This is a genomic window from Escherichia sp. WS1118 (assembly GCF_046487695.1).
Taxonomy (GTDB): domain Bacteria; phylum Pseudomonadota; class Gammaproteobacteria; order Enterobacterales; family Enterobacteriaceae; genus Escherichia; species Escherichia coli.
Map to the genome: position 1 here is coordinate 249,669 of NZ_JBJQIZ010000003.1, position 18,846 is coordinate 268,514.

An 18,846-nucleotide genomic window follows, 5' to 3' on the forward strand; every position below is an offset into this window, starting at 1 on the left:
TGTACCTCACGCAACGTATCGATGCGCGCAAAGGCCTATTGTGACAAGAAACGGGGGCAATTGTCAGCCCACAAGACGCAGAAAGTCACCGAATACAAATAAAAAAGGCACATCAGTAGATGCGCCCTTGAACTTCGTCACATCCCCACTGGGGACTACGCTTAGTTTACCGCGTCTTTCAGTGCTTTACCTGCACGGAAGCTCGGTACTTTAGCAGCAGCGATGGTGATCTCTTTACCGGTCTGCGGGTTGCGGCCAGTACGGGCAGCACGCTCTTTGACGGCAAAAGTACCAAAACCTACCAGTGCTACATCATCCCCTTCTTTCAGAGATTCAGTTACGGAAGCAATAATAGCATCTAACGCACGGCCAGCCGCAGCTTTAGAGATATCAGCCCCTGCAGCAATCTTGTCGATCAATTGAGATTTATTCACTCTTCTCTTCCTCTTTATAATTTATATCGCACTTGAATCCTTCAAGGTACGAACGCGCAGCAGTTATATCAGGCCAGCCATCCCCTTACAACACCCCTTAATAAGGGCAAGCCTGATCCGCCATCTAACTTAGCGAGACAAAAAAAGGCTGGCAAGCCCGAATTAGCCTGCCAGCCCTGTTTTTATTAGTGCATTTTGCGCGAGGTCACTATTTTGCAGTCACAACCTGCATGCCAGACGGTTCATTTTGTAGCGCCAGAGTCAGAACTTCCTCAATGCGCTTCACAGGATGAATGTCCAGATCGGCAATTACGTTGTCAGGAATCTCTTCCAGATCGCGTTTATTTTCGAACGGAATTAACACTGTTTTAATCCCGCCGCGATGCGCTGCCAGTAGTTTTTCTTTCAAACCACCGATCGGCAGTACCTGACCACGCAGAGTGATCTCACCGGTCATTGCCACATCGGCACGAACCGGGTTACCGGTCAGGCAAGAAACCAGCGCGGTGCACATGGCAATACCGGCACTCGGACCATCTTTCGGCGTCGCACCTTCCGGTACGTGGACGTGGATGTCACGTTTTTCGTAAAAATCAGGGTTGATCCCCAGTTTTTCCGCACGCGCACGAACCACCGTTAACGCCGCCTGAATAGACTCCTGCATCACTTCGCCGAGCGAACCGGTATAGGTCAGTTTACCTTTCCCCGGAACGCACGCGGTTTCAATGGTCAGCAAGTCACCGCCCACTTCCGTCCACGCCAGACCGGTTACCTGGCCGACACGGTTTTCGTTATCCGCGCGCCCATAGTCGAAACGCTGAACACCGAGGTAGTCATGCAGGTTATCGCCGTTAATTTCGATATGTTTTAATGACTTATCGAGCAGTAACTGCTTAACCGCTTTGCGACACAGTTTGGAGATTTCACGCTCCAGACCACGCACGCCCGCCTCACGGGTGTAGTAACGAATAATGCCGATAATGGCGCTATCGTCGACGGTCAGCTCACCTTTTTTCAGTGCATTACGTTCAATCTGCTTCGGCAGCAGGTGACGTTTGGCGATGTTCAGTTTTTCATCTTCGGTATAACCGGAGAGGCGAATCACTTCCATACGATCCAGCAGCGGTGCCGGAATGTTCATGGAGTTCGACGTAGCGACAAACATTACGTCGCTGAGATCGTAATCCACTTCCAGGTAGTGGTCGCTGAACGCTACGTTCTGCTCTGGATCCAGCACTTCAAGCAGTGCGGAGGCCGGATCGCCACGCATGTCAGAAGACATTTTGTCGATCTCATCGAGCAGGAACAGCGGGTTTTTCACGCCCACTTTCGCCATTTTCTGGATCAGTTTACCCGGCATAGAACCGATGTAAGTACGGCGGTGACCACGGATTTCCGCTTCATCACGCACGCCGCCCAGCGCCATACGGACATATTTACGCCCGGTGGCTTTGGCGATGGACTGACCCAGGGAGGTTTTACCTACCCCCGGCGGCCCTACCAGGCAGAGGATCGGTCCCTTGATTTTGTTGACACGGCTTTGAACCGCAAGATACTCAAGGATACGATCTTTCACGCGCTCCAGACCATAATGGTCGGTATCAAGGATTTCCTGCGCCTGACGCAGGTCTTTTTTGACCTTGCTACGCGCATTCCACGGCACCTGTACCATCCAGTCGATATATCCACGCACTACGGTCGCTTCTGCCGACATCGGAGACATCATTTTCAACTTCTGCAGCTCTGCTTCCGCTTTCTCTTTTGCCTCTTTCGGCATCTTCGCCGCGTCGATTTTGCGCTTCAGGGCTTCGTTTTCGTCCGGCGCGTCGTCCATTTCACCGAGTTCTTTCTGAATAGCTTTCATTTGCTCGTTCAGATAGTACTCACGCTGGGATTTCTCCATCTGCTTTTTAACGCGGTTGCGAATGCGTTTCTCAACCTGCAGCAGATCGATTTCCGATTCCATCATTGCCATCAGATATTCCAGACGTTCGTTAACGTCGGACATCTCCAGAACGGACTGTTTGTCAGCCAGTTTCAGCGGCATATGTGCAGCAATGGTATCCGCCAGACGCGCCGGATCGTCGATGCTATTCAGCGACGTCAGCACTTCTGGTGGGATTTTTTTGTTTAGCTTGATGTAGCCTTCGAACTGGCTGATTGCAGTACGCACCAGCACTTCCTGTTCCCGCTCATCAATGGTCGGCGACTCCAGATACTCCGCCTTCGCAGAAAAGTGTTCGCCATTGTCAGAGAGCGCAGAAATACGCGCGCGCTGTAACCCCTCGACCAGCACTTTGACGGTGCCGTCAGGCAGTTTCAGCATCTGCAATATAGAGGCCACGGTCCCGACAGTGAAAAGATCGTTTACACCCGGCTCATCCGTTGAAGCTTCTTTCTGCGCGACCAGCATAATTTTTTTATCATGGTCCATCGCCGCTTCCAGACAACGGATGGATTTTTCCCGCCCGACAAATAAGGGGATGACCATGTGCGGATAAACCACCACATCGCGCAGCGGCAATACGGGGATTTCAATGCGTTCAGAACGCTCAGGATTCATAGAGCTCTCTCTTAGTTTAATTTCCGCCAGGTAATCAGATGACACGACTGTGCTTCACGCCATCTATTAACATGTACGTCAGTATATGGGGATGTTTCCCCCACATTCAACGCCGAGAATAGAGGAAAAATTAAAGGGGAGATAAAATCCCCCCTTTTTGGTTAACTAATTGTATGGGAATGGTTAATTATTCACCAGATGCCTGTTGCGCTTCCGGCTTACCATAAATCAGCAACGGTTTGCTTTGACCATCAATTACCGACTCGTCGATAACCACTTTTTCGACATCTTCCATGGACGGCAGATCGTACATGGTATCGAGCAGTGCGGCTTCTACGATGGAACGCAGACCACGGGCACCGGTTTTACGCGCCATCGCTTTCTTAGCGATAGCATCCAGCGCCTCGTCACGGAATTCCAGATCCACGCCTTCCAGATTAAACAGCGCCTGATACTGCTTGGTCAGGGCGTTTTTCGGCTCTTTGAGGATCTGAATCAGAGCTTCTTCGCTCAGTTCATTCAACGTTGCGACAACCGGCAGACGACCAATGAACTCAGGGATCAGACCAAACTTGATCAGATCTTCCGGTTCAACCTGCGCCAGCAGCTCGCCTTCGCTTGCTTTGTCGGACTTCGCTTTTACCGTCGCGCCAAAACCAATGCCGGAACCGGTTTCTACACGATGGGAAATCACTTTATCCAGACCGGCAAACGCACCGCCACAGATAAACAGGATCTTAGAGGTATCAACCTGCAAGAATTCCTGTTGCGGATGTTTACGCCCACCTTGCGGCGGAACAGCAGCTACCGTACCTTCGATCAGTTTCAACAGTGCCTGCTGTACGCCTTCACCGGAAACGTCTCGGGTAATGGACGGGTTGTCTGACTTACGAGAAATCTTGTCAATTTCATCGATGTAGACAATCCCGCGCTGCGCTTTCTGTACGTCGTAATCGCACTTCTGCAACAGCTTCTGAATGATGTTTTCAACGTCTTCGCCCACATAACCGGCTTCGGTCAGCGTGGTTGCGTCAGCCATGGTGAACGGAACGTCCAGCAGGCGCGCCAGCGTTTCGGCCAGCAGCGTTTTACCGGAACCGGTCGGACCGATCAGCAGAATGTTACTTTTGCCCAACTCGACGCCATTGCTGGTATCTCCGTTGCGCAGACGTTTGTAGTGGTTGTATACCGCGACCGCCAGCACTTTTTTCGCCTGTTCCTGACCGATAACGTAATCGTCCAGGTGGTTGCGAATTTCATGCGGCGTCGGTAGCGCACTGCGTTCACGATGCGGTGCAACTTCTTTAATCTCTTCGCGAATGATGTCGTTACATAAATCAACACATTCGTCGCAGATATACACGGATGGACCGGCAATCAGCTTGCGCACTTCATGCTGGCTTTTGCCGCAAAAAGAGCAATACAGCAATTTGCCTGAGCCATCTTTGCGTTTATCTGTCATGGGTCAAAACCTCTTCTTTGTTCTTTGTGCCGCACACGACGACGCAAATGCCATTCTCAGGCGCAAGCCGCTTACAGCGTTGTGCCGCCCTGGATAAGTATAGCGGCACAGTTGCGCCTCTGGCATCAATTACGATGGGTCAGAATCGAATCGACCAGACCGTATTCCACCGCTTCAGGGGCAGAAAGGAAGCGATCGCGCTCGGTATCACGTTCAATCTGTTCTAATGATTGACCCGTATGAAGCGCCATAAGTTCATTCATGCGCCCTTTAACTTTCAGAATTTCACGGGCATGAATTTCGATATCGGTCGCCTGGCCCTGGTAGCCGCCCAACGGCTGGTGAATCATCACGCGCGAATTCGGCAGGCAGAAACGTTTACCTTTTGCCCCTGCAGTCAGCAAGAAAGCACCCATCGAGGCCGCCTGGCCCATACAGATGGTGCTGACATCAGGCTTGATAAACTGCATGGTGTCATAGATAGACATCCCGGCAGTAATCACCCCGCCTGGAGAGTTAATGTACAGATAGATATCTTTTTCTGGGTTTTCTGCTTCCAGGAACAGCATCTGCGCCACAATCAGGTTAGCCATGTGATCTTCAACCTGGCCAGTCAGAAAAATGACGCGTTCCTTAAGTAGACGAGAATAGATATCAAAAGAGCGCTCACCTCGTGAGGTCTGTTCAATGACCATCGGCACCAGCGCCATATGGGGTGCAAAGTTATCTCGTTCGCCGCTGTATGACATTTCCGTCTCCTGGATAAAATTGAAAAAACCTGCTGTACCGATTGTAACCTTATGGACGGATTATCAGCTAGTCCCTGTGTTATGGGTACGGCATCACCATATTTCAAGCATAACAATCTTTTGTTGTTACGCTAACACCGAAAGAGGCTTTTCGCACGGTTCCATGCAAAATTCATGACAAAAAAAAGCCCACCACCTGGCGGTGACGGGCCTTTGTGCGAATTTAGCGCGTTATGCTACGTAAATTACGCCTGCTGGTTCATCAGCTCGTTGAAAGTGGTTTCTTTTTCAGTCACTTTCGCTTTCGCCAGTACAGCTTCAACAGCCTGTTCTTCCAGAGCAACATTGCGCATGTTGTCCATCAGTTCTTTGTTTTTGCTGTAGAACTCGATAACTTCTTTCGGATCTTCGTACGCAGAAGCCATCTCTTCGATCAGGCCTTTCACGCGCTCTTCGTCAGCTTTCAGCTCGTTGGTGCGGATAACTTCGCCCAGCAGCAGGCCAACAACTACGCGGCGTTTAGCCTGTTCTTCGAACAGTTCGCGCGGCAGTTCCAGAGCTTGTTTTTCGTTGCCACCGAAACGCTGTGCAGCCTGGCGACGCAGAACGTCGATTTCGCTGTCGATCAGCGCAGCCGGTACGTCGATGTCGTTAGCTTTTACCAGACCTTCGATCGCCTGAGACTTAACGCGGTTACGGATGGCGCTCTTCAGCTCGCGCTCCATGTTTTTACGCACTTCAGCGCGCAGACCTTCTACGGAACCATCTTCAACGCCGAAACGTTTGATGAATTCTTCAGTCAGTTCCGGCAGTTCACGCTCTTCAACTTTCTTCAGGTTGATAGCGAATTTCGCTGCTTTACCTTTCAGGTTTTCTGCGTGGTACTCTTCCGGGAAGGTCACGTCGATGGTGAACTCTTCGCCAGCTTTGTGGCCTTTGATACCGTCTTCAAAGCCCGGGATCATACGACCCTGACCCATCGCCAGTACGAAATCAGACGCTTTACCGCCTTCGAACTCTTCGCCGTCAACAGAACCGGTGAAGTCGATGGTCACACGGTCTTCTGCTTCAACAGCGCCGTCTTTTTCTTTCCAGGTTGCCTGCTGTTTACGCAGAGTATCCAGCATGCCGTCAACGTCAGCGTCGGTCACTTCAACGATCGGTTTTTCAACTTCGATCGCTTCCAGACCCTGCAGTTCAACTTCCGGATAAACTTCAAACTCTACAGAGTAGGTGAAGTCTTCACCCAGCTTGTATTCGCCCGGAACATAGGTCGGTGCGCCAGCCGGATTGATTTTTTCTTTAATGATGGCGTCAATGAAGTTACGGCTCATCAGGTCGCCCAGGACGTCCTGGCGTACAGACGCGCCATAACGCTGAGCAACGATATTCATTGGCACTTTGCCTTTGCGGAAGCCGTCAATACGTACTTTTTTCGCAACGTTGACCAGCTCGCTTTTAACAGCGGTCTCGATGCTGTCAGCAGCGATAGTAATCGTTACACGGCGGCCAAGGCCTTGAGTGGTTTCAACTGAAACTTGCATCTTGTTACCTCAAAAAATCACAGTGCTCGGTCAACTCTTACCCCGCAAGCACAGGTTGTTGGCTTCGCGGAACCGGGATGTTCTTATAATCAATCACATTCCCTGTTACCAGAATCATCCCGAAAGCATTCAAATAGGACGCGGCATTATAGCGGCATCACTTTTATGAGTCGAGAACGGTTATTGCGCGCTGTCGCGTATTTTTTCACAATTCCCGGGCGATTTTCGTCTGAATGCTGGGCAAAAAGCGCAAAATCCAGACAAAACAAAACGGCCCGCAGGCCGTTTTTCATAAAATCTTTAGCAACATACTGGAAAAGCGCCGACAGTTGCAAATGCGTTTTTACGCGATGCTTCCTGCTCCACGACAGGGAGGAGAGGCAAAGACGGTGTCCTGCAACCCTTCCCACTCCTTAATAGTGTAAGTATGCAGAGCCAGCGCATGAACGGTAGTAGAGAGTTCCTCCGCTAAAGTACTGTAAATCATTCGATGACGATTCAGAAAACGTTCACCCGTAAAACGATCGCTGACCAGCACAACTTTAAAATGGCTTTCAGAGCCGGCTGGGACATTGTGACGATAGCTTTCATCCACTACTTCGAGGAATACGGGTTGGAACGCCGCCCTTAATTTTTCTTCTATCCGCTCACGTATCATCATGAAATATCTCCTCCGACAACGCTGAGATGTCATCCATCCCTTTAAATACTAGCCGCTTTTACCGTTTCCATTGCAGCTTAACAACAAATATTTAGGTTTCGTCCTGGTTTTTCCGTCAAGCGTATGAAGTTTACTGATTTAAAGATTGAAACACAGGCCTCGCATCAGCGTTTCTTTTACCAGGGGCGATTATTTCGTCAACATGATGAATTTACATGCCTTACCCACTTCCCCTCGCCGTTGGCAATGTTATGATGGCGGGAATTTTTACCAAACACGCTTAAGAGTCTCTGAGAGCCCGAACATGTTCAAAAAAATCCTCTTCCCGTTAGTTGCTCTGTTTATGCTTGCAGGATGCGCAAAACCGCCAACAACTATCGAAGTTTCCCCGACGATTACACTGCCACAGCAGGATCCAAGCCTGATGGGCGTCACCGTAAGCATTAATGGTGCCGATCAGCGTACCGATCAGGCGCTGGCAAAAGTCACCCGCGATAATCAAATCGTTACCCTGACCGCCTCCCGCGATCTGCGTTTCCTGCTGCAAGAAGTGCTGGAAAAACAGATGACCGCCCGTGGATACATGGTTGGTCCGAATGGCCCGGTTAATCTGCAAATCATCGTTAGCCAACTGTATGCTGACGTGTCCCAGGGCAACGTGCGCTACAACATCGCGACCAAAGCGGATATCGCCATCATCGCTACCGCGCAGAATGGCAACAAAATGACCAAAAACTATCGTGCCAGCTACAACGTTGAAGGTGCATTCCAGGCCTCCAACAAAAATATCGCCGATGCGGTTAACAGTGTGCTGACCGATACCATCGCTGATATGTCTCAGGACACCAGCATCCACGAATTCATCAAGCAGAACGCGCGTTAATTTCTGCCCTCTGGCCCGGTGCAAGCCGGGCCTGTAGACACCCATGTCCAGTCAATATTTACGTATTTTTCAACAGCCGCGTTCAGCCATATTGCTGATCCTGGGTTTTGCTTCCGGGCTACCGCTCGCCCTGACGTCCGGCACCTTACAGGCCTGGATGACGGTCGAGAATATCGATCTCAAAACCATTGGTTTCTTCTCTCTGGTAGGCCAGGCTTACGTTTTTAAATTCCTCTGGTCACCACTGATGGACCGCTACACGCCCCCATTTTTCGGGCGGCGGCGCGGTTGGCTGCTCGCCACGCAAATTCTGTTATTAGTCGCCATTGCGGCGATGGGTTTTCTCGAACCAGGCACCCAGCTCCGCTGGATGGCGGCACTGGCGGTGGTGATCGCTTTTTGCTCTGCCTCCCAGGATATTGTCTTCGATGCGTGGAAAACCGATGTGCTCCCGGCAGAAGAACGTGGTGCGGGCGCGGCAATCAGCGTGCTGGGTTACCGTTTAGGGATGCTGGTTTCCGGCGGCTTAGCCCTGTGGCTGGCAGATAAATGGCTGGGCTGGCAGGGCATGTACTGGTTGATGGCGGCGCTGTTGATCCCCTGTATTATCGCGACGTTGCTTGCACCAGAACCCACCGACACCATTCCTGTGCCCAAAACGCTGGAACAAGCGGTTGTTGCACCTCTGCGAGATTTCTTTGGTCGCAATAATGCCTGGCTTATTTTGCTTCTTATCGTGCTGTATAAGCTGGGCGACGCATTCGCTATGAGCCTGACAACCACGTTTTTGATTCGCGGCGTCGGGTTTGATGCGGGTGAAGTAGGCGTGGTTAACAAAACGCTTGGCTTACTGGCGACCATTGTTGGCGCATTGTACGGTGGGATTTTGATGCAGCGCCTGTCGCTGTTCCGTGCACTGCTGATTTTCGGCATTTTACAAGGTGCATCTAACGCCGGTTACTGGCTGCTGTCGATTACTGATAAGCATCTCTACAGCATGGGTGCAGCCGTCTTTTTCGAAAACCTCTGTGGCGGGATGGGTACATCAGCCTTTGTCGCGCTGTTAATGACGCTGTGTAATAAGTCATTTTCCGCTACTCAATTTGCCCTGCTCTCAGCGCTTTCTGCTGTAGGGCGAGTTTATGTCGGCCCCGTGGCGGGTTGGTTTGTTGAAGCACACGGCTGGTCGACATTCTATCTATTCTCCGTCGCCGCTGCCGTACCAGGGCTTATTTTGCTGCTGGTTTGCCGCCAGACGCTTGAATATACACGAGTAAATGACAACTTTATCTCCCGTACCGAATATCCTGCAGGTTATGCCTTTGCCATGTGGACACTGGCGGCGGGCATCAGCCTGTTGGCCGTGTGGTTACTGCTGTTGACGATGGACGCGCTGGATTTGACGCACTTCTCTTTCCTGCCTGCGCTGCTGGAAGTCGGGGTTTTAGTCGCCCTTTCTGGCGTTGTGCTTGGTGGTTTGCTGGATTATCTGGCGCTACGAAAAACACATCTGATGTAATCTGTAATATTATTTAGCTGTAGTAATCACTCGCCGTAATTATTACGGCTAAATAAACATCAGCATCGCTTATTAATATTTGTTCTTTTGTGCGGCTTAGCGTTTGGAAATTATTGACGAAATTTATGAATTCTATTTTTCTTACACGATTCAGCTAATGAGTCCTTATTTTCTCACCACCCAGTTGTCACCTCAATGATAATTATTTGTTAAATAATTGTTTTATTTTATATTGATTATACCAATTGCCCACCCAAACTCCTTCTGCACTCCCCTTTCGTTATAACGCCCTTTTGCAACAGCTTCTTAAAATCAACTTGATATGTTTTGCAACATATGTGACCTGACAGCCAAATCCAAGTAACAGGAATTTAATCATGTTTACAGTAATGTAACCTTCCCGTAAAATGCCCACACACTTTAAACGCCACCAGATCCCGTGGAATTGAGGTCGTTAAATGAGACTCAGGAAATACAATAAAAGTTTGGGATGGTTGTCATTATTTGCAGGCACTGTATTGCTCAGTGGCTGTAATTCTGCGCTGTTAGATCCCAAAGGACAGATTGGTCTGGAGCAACGTTCACTGATACTGACGGCATTTGGCCTGATGTTGATTGTCGTTATTCCCGCAATCTTGATGGCTGTTGGTTTCGCCTGGAAGTACCGTGCGAGCAATAAAGATGCTAAGTACAGCCCGAACTGGTCACACTCCAATAAAGTGGAAGCTGTGGTCTGGACGGTACCTATCTTAATCATCATCTTCCTTGCGGTACTGACCTGGAAAACCACTCACGCTCTTGAGCCTAGCAAGCCGCTGGCACACGACGAGAAGCCCATTACCATCGAAGTGGTTTCCATGGACTGGAAATGGTTCTTCATCTACCCGGAACAGGGCATTGCAACCGTGAATGAAATCGCTTTCCCGGCGAACACTCCGGTGTACTTCAAAGTGACCTCCAACTCCGTGATGAACTCCTTCTTCATTCCGCGTCTGGGTAGCCAGATTTATGCCATGGCCGGTATGCAGACTCGCCTGCATCTGATCGCCAACGAACCCGGTACTTATGACGGTATCTCCGCCAGCTACAGCGGCCCGGGCTTCTCAGGCATGAAGTTCAAAGCTATTGCAACACCGGATCGCGCCGCATTCGACCAGTGGGTCGCAAAAGCGAAACAGTCGCCGAACAGCATGTCTGACATGGCAGCGTTCGAAAAACTGGCCGCGCCTAGCGAATACAACCAGGTGGAATATTTCTCCAACGTGAAACCAGACTTGTTTGCCGATGTGATTAACAAGTTTATGGCTCACGGTAAGAGCATGGACATGACCCAGCCAGAAGGTGAGCACAGCGCACATGAAGGTATGGAAGGCATGGACATGAGCCACGCGGAATCCGCCCATTAAAGGGGTTGAGGAAGAATAAAGATGTTCGGAAAATTATCACTTGATGCAGTCCCGTTCCATGAACCTATCGTCATGGTTACGATCGCTGGCATTATTTTGGGAGGTCTGGCGCTCGTTGGCCTGATCACTTACTTCGGTAAGTGGACCTACCTGTGGAAAGAGTGGCTGACCTCCGTTGACCATAAACGTCTCGGTATCATGTATATCATCGTGGCGATTGTGATGTTGCTGCGTGGTTTTGCTGACGCCATTATGATGCGTAGCCAGCAGGCTCTTGCCTCGGCGGGCGAAGCGGGCTTCCTGCCACCTCACCACTACGATCAGATCTTCACCGCGCACGGCGTGATTATGATCTTCTTCGTGGCGATGCCTTTCGTTATCGGTCTGATGAACCTGGTGGTTCCGCTGCAGATCGGCGCGCGTGACGTTGCGTTCCCGTTCCTCAACAACTTAAGCTTCTGGTTTACCGTTGTTGGTGTGATTCTGGTTAACGTTTCTCTCGGCGTGGGCGAATTTGCGCAGACCGGCTGGCTGGCCTATCCACCGCTATCGGGAATAGAGTACAGTCCGGGAGTCGGTGTCGATTACTGGATATGGAGTCTCCAGCTATCCGGTATAGGTACGACGCTTACCGGTATCAACTTCTTCGTTACCATTCTAAAGATGCGCGCACCGGGCATGACCATGTTCAAGATGCCAGTATTTACCTGGGCATCACTGTGCGCAAACGTACTGATTATTGCTTCCTTCCCAATTCTGACGGTTACCGTCGCGTTGTTGACCCTGGATCGCTATCTGGGCACCCATTTCTTTACCAACGATATGGGTGGCAACATGATGATGTATATCAACCTGATTTGGGCCTGGGGCCACCCGGAAGTTTACATCTTGATCCTGCCTGTATTCGGTGTGTTCTCCGAAATTGCGGCAACCTTCTCGCGTAAACGTCTGTTTGGTTATACCTCGCTGGTATGGGCAACCGTCTGTATCACCGTGCTGTCGTTCATCGTCTGGCTGCACCACTTCTTTACGATGGGTGCGGGCGCGAACGTAAACGCCTTCTTTGGTATCACCACGATGATTATCGCCATCCCGACCGGGGTGAAGATCTTCAACTGGCTGTTCACCATGTATCAGGGCCGCATCGTGTTCCATTCTGCGATGCTGTGGACCATCGGTTTTATCGTCACCTTCTCGGTGGGCGGGATGACTGGCGTGCTGCTGGCAGTACCGGGCGCGGACTTCGTTCTGCATAACAGCCTGTTCCTGATTGCGCACTTCCATAACGTGATCATCGGCGGCGTGGTCTTCGGCTGCTTCGCAGGGATGACCTACTGGTGGCCTAAAGCGTTCGGTTTCAAACTGAACGAAACCTGGGGTAAACGCGCGTTCTGGTTCTGGATCATCGGCTTCTTCGTTGCCTTTATGCCACTGTATGCGCTGGGCTTCATGGGCATGACCCGTCGTTTGAGCCAGCAGATTGACCCGCAGTTCCACACCATGCTGATGATTGCAGCCAGCGGTGCGGTACTGATTGCGCTGGGTATTCTCTGCCTCGTTATTCAGATGTACGTTTCTATTCGTGACCGCGACCAGAACCGTGACCTGACTGGCGACCCGTGGGGTGGCCGTACGCTGGAGTGGGCAACCTCTTCCCCGCCTCCGTTCTATAACTTTGCCGTTGTGCCGCACGTTCACGAACGTGATGCATTCTGGGAAATGAAAGAGAAAGGCGAAGCGTACAAAAAGCCTGACCACTATGAAGAAATTCATATGCCGAAAAACAGCGGTGCCGGTATCGTCATTGCGGCTTTCTCCACCATCTTCGGTTTCGCCATGATCTGGCATATCTGGTGGCTGGCGATTGTTGGCTTCGCAGGCATGATCATCACCTGGATCGTGAAAAGCTTCGACGAGGACGTGGATTACTACGTGCCGGTGGCAGAAATCGAAAAACTGGAAAACCAGCATTTCGATGAGATTACTAAGGCAGGGCTGAAAAATGGCAACTGATACTTTGACGCACGCGACTGCCCACGCGCACGAACACGGGCACCACGATGCAGGCGGAACCAAAATCTTCGGATTTTGGATCTACCTGATGAGCGACTGCATTCTGTTCTCTATCTTGTTTGCTACCTATGCCGTTCTGGTGAACGGCACCGCAGGTGGGCCGACAGGTAAGGACATTTTCGAACTGCCGTTCGTTCTGGTTGAAACTTTCTTGCTGTTGTTCAGCTCCATCACCTACGGCATGGCGGCTATCGCCATGTACAAAAACAACAAAAGCCAGGTGATCTCCTGGCTGGCGTTGACATGGTTGTTTGGTGCCGGATTTATCGGGATGGAAATCTATGAATTCCATCACCTGATTGTTAACGGCATGGGTCCGGATCGCAGCGGCTTCCTGTCAGCATTCTTTGCGCTGGTCGGCACGCACGGTCTGCACGTCACTTCCGGTCTTATCTGGATGGCGGTGCTGATGGTGCAAATCGCCCGTCGCGGCCTGACCAGCACTAACCGTACCCGCATCATGTGCCTGAGCCTGTTCTGGCACTTCCTGGATGTGGTTTGGATCTGTGTGTTCACTGTTGTTTATCTGATGGGGGCGATGTAATGAGTCATTCTAACGCAAGCAGCGGCGCATCCCATGGCAGCGTAAAGACCTACATGACAGGCTTTATCCTGTCGATAATCCTGACGGTAATTCCGTTCTGGATGGTGATGACAGGGGCTGCCTCTCCGGCCGTAATTCTGGGAACAATCCTGGCAATGGCAGTGGTACAGATTCTGGTGCATCTGGTGTGCTTCCTGCACATGAATACCAAATCAGATGAAGGCTGGAATATGACGGCATTTGTCTTCACCGTGCTAATCATCGCTATCCTGGTTGTGGGCTCCATTTGGATTATGTGGAACCTCAACTACAACATGATGATGCACTAAGAGCGGCGGTTATGATATTTAAGCAATACCTGCAAGTAACGAAACCAGGCATCATCTTTGGCAACCTGATCTCGGTGATTGGGGGATTCCTGTTGGCCTCAAAGGGCAGCATTGATTATCCCCTGTTTATCTACACGCTGGTTGGGGTGTCACTGGTTGTGGCGTCGGGTTGTGTGTTTAACAACTACATCGACAGGGATATCGACAGAAAGATGGAAAGGACGAAGAATCGGGTGCTGGTTAAAGGCCTGATCTCTCCTGCTGTCTCGCTGGTGTACGCCACCTTGCTGGGTATTGCTGGCTTTATGCTGCTGTGGTTTGGCGCGAATCCGCTGGCCTGCTGGCTGGGGGTGATGGGCTTTGTGGTTTATGTCGGCGTTTATAGCCTGTACATGAAACGTCATTCTGTCTACGGCACATTGATTGGTTCGCTCTCCGGCGCTGCGCCGCCGGTGATCGGTTACTGTGCGGTAACCGGCGAGTTCGATAGCGGCGCAGCGATCCTGCTGGCTATCTTCAGCCTGTGGCAGATGCCTCACTCTTATGCCATAGCCATTTTCCGCTTTAAGGATTATCAGGCGGCAAACATTCCGGTACTGCCGGTGGTGAAAGGCATTTCGGTGGCGAAGAATCACATCACGCTGTATATCATCGCCTTTGCCGTTGCCACGCTGATGCTCTCTCTTGGCGGCTACGCTGGGTATAAATATCTGGTGGTCGCCGCTGCGGTGAGCGTCTGGTGGTTAGGCATGGCTCTGCGCGGCTATAAAGTTGCTGATGACAGAATCTGGGCGCGCAAGCTGTTCGGTTTCTCTATCATCGCCATCACTGCCCTCTCGGTGATGATGTCCGTTGATTTTATGGTGCCGGACTCGCATACGCTGCTGGCTGCTGTGTGGTAACACAACCTCTCAGTTAAAAAGGTGCTACGGCACCTTTTTTCTTTCTTAGCATTAGAATCATATCCCTCTCGAAATATTTACTAAAAAATCCGCATGTTTACCCCATTCGTTTGCCGCTTTACACTAGTCGCGAATTTAAAACAGAGGTGGTAATGAACGATTATAAAATGACGCCAGGTGAGCGGCGCGCGACCTGGGGTTTAGGGACCGTATTTTCATTACGCATGCTGGGCATGTTCATGGTTCTGCCGGTTCTGACCACGTACGGCATGGCTCTGCAAGGTGCCAGCGAAGCATTAATCGGTATTGCCATTGGTATTTATGGTCTGACTCAGGCCGTTTTTCAGATTCCGTTTGGCCTGCTTTCAGACCGCATTGGTCGCAAACCATTAATTGTCGGTGGGCTGGCGGTGTTTGCCGCCGGTAGCGTTATCGCTGCGCTCTCTGACTCCATCTGGGGAATTATTCTGGGCCGGGCGCTACAAGGCTCCGGTGCGATTGCCGCTGCCGTTATGGCGCTGCTTTCCGATCTCACGCGCGAACAAAACCGCACCAAAGCGATGGCGTTTATCGGCGTGAGCTTTGGCATTACCTTTGCCATTGCGATGGTGCTTGGCCCGATCATCACTCACAAACTTGGGCTGCACGCGCTGTTCTGGATGATCGCTATTCTGGCAACAACCGGCATTGCGTTGACCATTTGGGTTGTGCCCAACAGTAGCACTCACGTACTTAATCGTGAGTCCGGAATGGTGAAAGGCAGTTTCAGTAAAGTGCTGGCGGAACCGCGGCTGCTGAAACTCAACTTTGGCATTATGTGTCTGCATATTTTGCTGATGTCGACCTTTGTTGCCCTGCCCGGACAGATGGCTGATGCGGGGTTACCGGCGGCTGAACACTGGAAGGTCTACCTGGCAACGATGTTAATCGCCTTTGGCTCGGTCGTGCCTTTCATTATCTACGCTGAAGTTAAGCGCAAAATGAAGCAAGTCTTTGTCTTCTGCGTCGGGTTGATCGTGGTTGCGGAAATTGTGTTGTGGAACGCACAAACGCAGTTCTGGCAACTGGTGGTCGGCGTGCAGCTTTTCTTTGTGGCGTTTAATTTGATGGAAGCCCTTCTGCCTTCACTTATCAGTAAAGAATCGCCAGCAGGTTACAAAGGTACGGCGATGGGTGTTTACTCCACCAGCCAGTTTCTTGGCGTGGCGATTGGCGGTTCGCTGGGCGGCTGGATTGACGGCATGTTTGACGGTCAGGGCGTATTTCTCGCTGGCGCAATGCTGGCCGCAGTGTGGCTGGCAGTCGCCAGTACCATGAAAGAACCGCCGTATGTCAGCAGCTTGCGCATTGAAATCCCGGCGAACATTGCCGCAAACGAGGCGTTAAAAGTGCGTTTGCTGGAAACTGAAGGCATCAAAGAAGTGTTGATTGCAGAAGAAGAACATTCAGCTTATGTGAAAATCGACAGCAAAGTGACGAATCGCTTTGAGGTTGAACAGGCAATTCGCCAGGCATAAAAGCGAGGCGAAATTGCCTGCTGCGCTACGCTTATCAGGCCTACTAAGTTCCTGAGTTACAAACCTTTGTAGGCCGAATCAGGCGTTCATGCCGCATCTGACATGAACAAAGCGCAGGTTGTCGCGATTAATCGCGGAAGTTTTTGAACTGGAACGGCTGACCGAGATCGCCACCACGTACCATCGCCATGACAGCCTGTAAATCATCACGAGATTTGCCCGTCACACGGATCTCATCGCCCTGAATTTGCGCCTGCACTTTCAGTTTGCTGTCTTTGATCATTTTGACGATTTTCTTCTGAGTCGCGCTCTCAATGCCCTGTTTCAGTTTCGCTTCCACAAACCAGGTTTTACCGCTATGAACGATATTTTCCGGTACATCCAGTGAACTGCCTTCAATGCCGCGCTTCAGCAACTTGGCACGCAGAATATCCAGCAACTGATTGACCTGGAAGTCGGACTCGCTCAACACTTTGATGGTTTTGCTGGCGTCATTCAGCTCAAATGAGGCTTCAACGTTACGGAAGTCAAAACGGGACTCCACTTCGCGGCTCGCGTTATCGACCGCGTTACGTGCTTCCTGAAGATCAACTTCAGAGACAATATCGAAAGATGGCATCTTTTCCTCTCCCTTCATTTTTGATGCGAAGCATAATACCTGCAAAGTTAAATAACCAACAGTCCTGCACCAGGACGTATCCCTTAATTGTGCATAGTCGCAACAGCATGCACAATTAAGGGATAGCCTTATTGAACACCCGGAGTGGTTGCGGGTGAGGAGGAACAATGAAAATTACCGTATTGGGATGCGGTGCCTTAGGGCAATTATGGCTTACAGCACTTTGTAAACAGGGTCACGACGTTCAGGGCTGGCTGCGCGTACCGCAACCTTATTGTAGTGTGAATCTGGTTGAGACAGATGGTTCGATATTTAACGAATCGCTGACCGCCAACGATCCCGATTTTCTCGCCACCAGCGATCTGCTCCTGGTGACGCTGAAAGCATGGCAGGTTTCCGATGCCGTCAAAAGCCTCGCGTCCACACTGCCTGTAACCACGCCAATACTGTTAATTCACAACGGCATGGGCACCATCGAAGAGTTGCAAAACATTCAGCAGCCATTACTGATGGGCACCACCACCCATGCAGCTCGCCGCGACGGAAATGTCATTATTCATGTGGCAAACGGTATCACGCATATTGGTCCGGCACGGCAACAGGACGGCGATTACAGTTATCTGGCGGATATTTTGCAAACCGTGTTACCTGACGTCGCCTGGCATAACAATATTCGCGCCGAGCTGTGGCGCAAGCTGGCAGTCAACTGTGTGATTAATCCACTGACCGCCATCTTGAATTGCCCGAATGGTGAACTACGCCATCATCAACAAGAAATTATGCAGATATGCGAAGAAGTCGCGGCAGTGATCGAACGCGAAGGGCATCATACTTCAGCAGAAGATTTGCGTGATTACGTGATGCAGGTGATTGATGCCACAGCGGAAAATATCTCGTCGATGTTGCAGGATATCCGCGCGCTGCGCCACACCGAAATCGACTATATCAATGGTTTTCTCTTACGCCGCGCCCGCGCGCATGGGATTGCCGTACCGGAAAACACCCGCCTGTTTGAAATGGTAAAAAGAAAGGAGAGTGAATATGAGCGCATCGGCACTGGTTTGCCTCGCCCCTGGTAGTGAAGAGACTGAAGCCGTCACCACTATCGACCTCTTGGTTCGCGGCGGTATCAAAGTCACCACTGCCAGCGTCGCCAGCGATGGTAACCTGGCGATTACCTGCTCGCGCGGCGTGAAGCTGCTGGCGGATGCACCGCTGGTTGAAGTGGCTGATGGCGAATATGACGTGATTGTGCTGCCTGGTGGCATCAAAGGCGCAGAGTGTTTTCGCGATAGCACCCTGCTGGTTGAAACCGTTAAACAGTTCCACCGTTCCGGGCGTATCGTCGCGGCTATTTGCGCCGCGCCAGCCACCGTGCTGGTCCCGCACGATATCTTCCCGATTGGCAATATGACCGGCTTCCCGACGCTGAAAGACAAAATACCCGCCGAACAATGGCAGGACAAGCGCGTCGTCTGGGATGCACGGGTAAAATTGCTGACCAGCCAGGGGCCAGGTACAGCTATCGACTTTGGTCTGAAAATTATCGACCTGCTGGTTGGGCGCGAGAAAGCCCATGAAGTGGCATCACAACTGGTGATGGCGGCAGGGATTTATAATTATTACGAGTAGTGTCGGATG

The 18,846-nt window shown here is 51.1% G+C and carries 17 protein-coding genes; 10 read left to right on the forward strand and 7 right to left on the reverse strand.

What is annotated here, in order from left to right:
• Window positions 1-161: 161 nt before the first annotated feature.
• From hupB to bolA, 6 genes are all read right to left on the reverse strand, one after another.
• Entirely contained in the window at window positions 162-452 is a 291-nt protein-coding gene (gene hupB / locus ACJHYO_RS07010; RefSeq protein ID WP_254892905.1) for a nucleoid-associated protein HU-beta, read from the reverse strand.
• 190 nt (window positions 453-642) lie between these two features.
• The gene (gene lon / locus ACJHYO_RS07015) at window positions 643-2,997 is read right to left on the reverse strand and encodes an endopeptidase La (protein ID WP_001295325.1); all 2,355 of its coding nucleotides are present in this window, start codon (window positions 2,995-2,997) and stop codon (window positions 643-645) included.
• Window positions 2,998-3,184: 187 nt separating this feature from the next.
• On the reverse strand, window positions 3,185-4,459 hold the full coding sequence (clpX, locus tag ACJHYO_RS07020) for an ATP-dependent protease ATP-binding subunit ClpX (protein ID WP_000130305.1): 1,275 nt from the start codon (window positions 4,457-4,459) through the stop codon (window positions 3,185-3,187).
• Window positions 4,460-4,584: 125 nt separating this feature from the next.
• Window positions 4,585-5,208: an ATP-dependent Clp endopeptidase proteolytic subunit ClpP gene (gene clpP / locus ACJHYO_RS07025; RefSeq protein WP_000122253.1), complete on the reverse strand. Its 624-nt coding sequence runs from the start codon at window positions 5,206-5,208 to the stop codon at window positions 4,585-4,587.
• 245 nt (window positions 5,209-5,453) lie between these two features.
• Window positions 5,454-6,752, reverse strand: coding sequence for a trigger factor (gene tig / locus ACJHYO_RS07030; RefSeq protein WP_001198388.1), 1,299 nt, complete (start codon window positions 6,750-6,752; stop codon window positions 5,454-5,456).
• A gap of 343 nt (window positions 6,753-7,095) precedes the next feature.
• Window positions 7,096-7,413, reverse strand: coding sequence for a transcriptional regulator BolA (gene bolA / locus ACJHYO_RS07035; protein WP_000973448.1), 318 nt, complete (start codon window positions 7,411-7,413; stop codon window positions 7,096-7,098).
• 304 nt (window positions 7,414-7,717) lie between these two features.
• Here bolA and ACJHYO_RS07040 point away from each other — a divergent pair, with 304 nt between their 5' ends.
• From ACJHYO_RS07040 to ACJHYO_RS07075, 8 genes are all read left to right on the forward strand, one after another.
• Window positions 7,718-8,296 (forward strand): lipoprotein, encoded by a 579-nt coding sequence (locus ACJHYO_RS07040; RefSeq protein ID WP_001295326.1) that lies wholly within the window; start codon window positions 7,718-7,720, stop codon window positions 8,294-8,296.
• 43 nt (window positions 8,297-8,339) lie between these two features.
• Window positions 8,340-9,815 (forward strand): muropeptide MFS transporter AmpG, encoded by a 1,476-nt coding sequence (ampG, locus tag ACJHYO_RS07045; RefSeq protein WP_000098433.1) that lies wholly within the window; start codon window positions 8,340-8,342, stop codon window positions 9,813-9,815.
• A 458-nt stretch (window positions 9,816-10,273) separates the two neighbouring features.
• The gene (gene cyoA, locus ACJHYO_RS07050) at window positions 10,274-11,221 is read left to right on the forward strand and encodes a cytochrome o ubiquinol oxidase subunit II (protein WP_001239434.1); all 948 of its coding nucleotides are present in this window, start codon (window positions 10,274-10,276) and stop codon (window positions 11,219-11,221) included.
• Window positions 11,222-11,242: 21 nt separating this feature from the next.
• Window positions 11,243-13,234, forward strand: coding sequence for a cytochrome o ubiquinol oxidase subunit I (cyoB, locus tag ACJHYO_RS07055; RefSeq protein WP_000467180.1), 1,992 nt, complete (start codon window positions 11,243-11,245; stop codon window positions 13,232-13,234).
• Window positions 13,224-13,838, forward strand: coding sequence for a cytochrome o ubiquinol oxidase subunit III (locus ACJHYO_RS07060; RefSeq protein WP_000179819.1), 615 nt, complete (start codon window positions 13,224-13,226; stop codon window positions 13,836-13,838). The genes cyoB and ACJHYO_RS07060 overlap by 11 nt, the downstream gene beginning before the upstream one ends.
• Entirely contained in the window at window positions 13,838-14,167 is a 330-nt protein-coding gene (locus ACJHYO_RS07065) for a cytochrome o ubiquinol oxidase subunit IV (RefSeq protein ID WP_000019796.1), read from the forward strand. Before ACJHYO_RS07060 ends, ACJHYO_RS07065 begins: the two co-directional genes overlap by 1 nt.
• 11 nt (window positions 14,168-14,178) lie before the next feature.
• On the forward strand, window positions 14,179-15,069 hold the full coding sequence (cyoE, locus tag ACJHYO_RS07070; RefSeq protein WP_000576425.1) for a heme o synthase: 891 nt from the start codon (window positions 14,179-14,181) through the stop codon (window positions 15,067-15,069).
• A 152-nt stretch (window positions 15,070-15,221) separates the two neighbouring features.
• Complete coding sequence (locus ACJHYO_RS07075) at window positions 15,222-16,586, forward strand: MFS transporter (protein WP_001000968.1); 1,365 nt, start codon at window positions 15,222-15,224, stop codon at window positions 16,584-16,586.
• A 127-nt stretch (window positions 16,587-16,713) separates the two neighbouring features.
• On the opposite strand, the gene yajQ is transcribed toward ACJHYO_RS07075, so the two are convergent.
• On the reverse strand, window positions 16,714-17,205 hold the full coding sequence (gene yajQ, locus ACJHYO_RS07080) for a nucleotide binding protein YajQ (RefSeq protein WP_001138904.1): 492 nt from the start codon (window positions 17,203-17,205) through the stop codon (window positions 16,714-16,716).
• A 167-nt stretch (window positions 17,206-17,372) separates the two neighbouring features.
• On the opposite strand from yajQ, the gene panE reads away from it, so the two are divergent.
• Window positions 17,373-18,284, forward strand: a complete 912-nt coding sequence (gene panE / locus ACJHYO_RS07085) for a 2-dehydropantoate 2-reductase (protein ID WP_000705834.1) — start codon at window positions 17,373-17,375, stop codon at window positions 18,282-18,284.
• Window positions 18,247-18,837 (forward strand): protein deglycase YajL, encoded by a 591-nt coding sequence (yajL, locus tag ACJHYO_RS07090; protein WP_001276309.1) that lies wholly within the window; start codon window positions 18,247-18,249, stop codon window positions 18,835-18,837. Before panE ends, yajL begins: the two co-directional genes overlap by 38 nt.
• The last annotated feature ends 9 nt before the right edge of the window (window positions 18,838-18,846 follow it).

Coding starts and splice junctions, on each gene's coding strand:
- tig (WP_001198388.1), bottom strand. CDS start 6,752: ATGCAAGTTTCAGTTGAAACCACTCAAGGCCTTGGCCGCCGTGTAACG.
- panE (WP_000705834.1), top strand. CDS start 17,373: ATGAAAATTACCGTATTGGGATGCGGTGCCTTAGGGCAATTATGGCTT.
- ampG (WP_000098433.1), top strand. CDS start 8,340: ATGTCCAGTCAATATTTACGTATTTTTCAACAGCCGCGTTCAGCCATA.
- bolA (WP_000973448.1), bottom strand. CDS start 7,413: ATGATGATACGTGAGCGGATAGAAGAAAAATTAAGGGCGGCGTTCCAA.
- clpX (WP_000130305.1), bottom strand. CDS start 4,459: ATGACAGATAAACGCAAAGATGGCTCAGGCAAATTGCTGTATTGCTCT.
- cyoA (WP_001239434.1), top strand. CDS start 10,274: ATGAGACTCAGGAAATACAATAAAAGTTTGGGATGGTTGTCATTATTT.
- yajL (WP_001276309.1), top strand. CDS start 18,247: ATGAGCGCATCGGCACTGGTTTGCCTCGCCCCTGGTAGTGAAGAGACT.
- clpP (WP_000122253.1), bottom strand. CDS start 5,208: ATGTCATACAGCGGCGAACGAGATAACTTTGCACCCCATATGGCGCTG.
- ACJHYO_RS07040 (WP_001295326.1), top strand. CDS start 7,718: ATGTTCAAAAAAATCCTCTTCCCGTTAGTTGCTCTGTTTATGCTTGCA.
- cyoE (WP_000576425.1), top strand. CDS start 14,179: ATGATATTTAAGCAATACCTGCAAGTAACGAAACCAGGCATCATCTTT.
- yajQ (WP_001138904.1), bottom strand. CDS start 17,205: ATGCCATCTTTCGATATTGTCTCTGAAGTTGATCTTCAGGAAGCACGT.
- lon (WP_001295325.1), bottom strand. CDS start 2,997: ATGAATCCTGAGCGTTCTGAACGCATTGAAATCCCCGTATTGCCGCTG.
- cyoB (WP_000467180.1), top strand. CDS start 11,243: ATGTTCGGAAAATTATCACTTGATGCAGTCCCGTTCCATGAACCTATC.
- ACJHYO_RS07065 (WP_000019796.1), top strand. CDS start 13,838: ATGAGTCATTCTAACGCAAGCAGCGGCGCATCCCATGGCAGCGTAAAG.
- ACJHYO_RS07075 (WP_001000968.1), top strand. CDS start 15,222: ATGAACGATTATAAAATGACGCCAGGTGAGCGGCGCGCGACCTGGGGT.
- ACJHYO_RS07060 (WP_000179819.1), top strand. CDS start 13,224: ATGGCAACTGATACTTTGACGCACGCGACTGCCCACGCGCACGAACAC.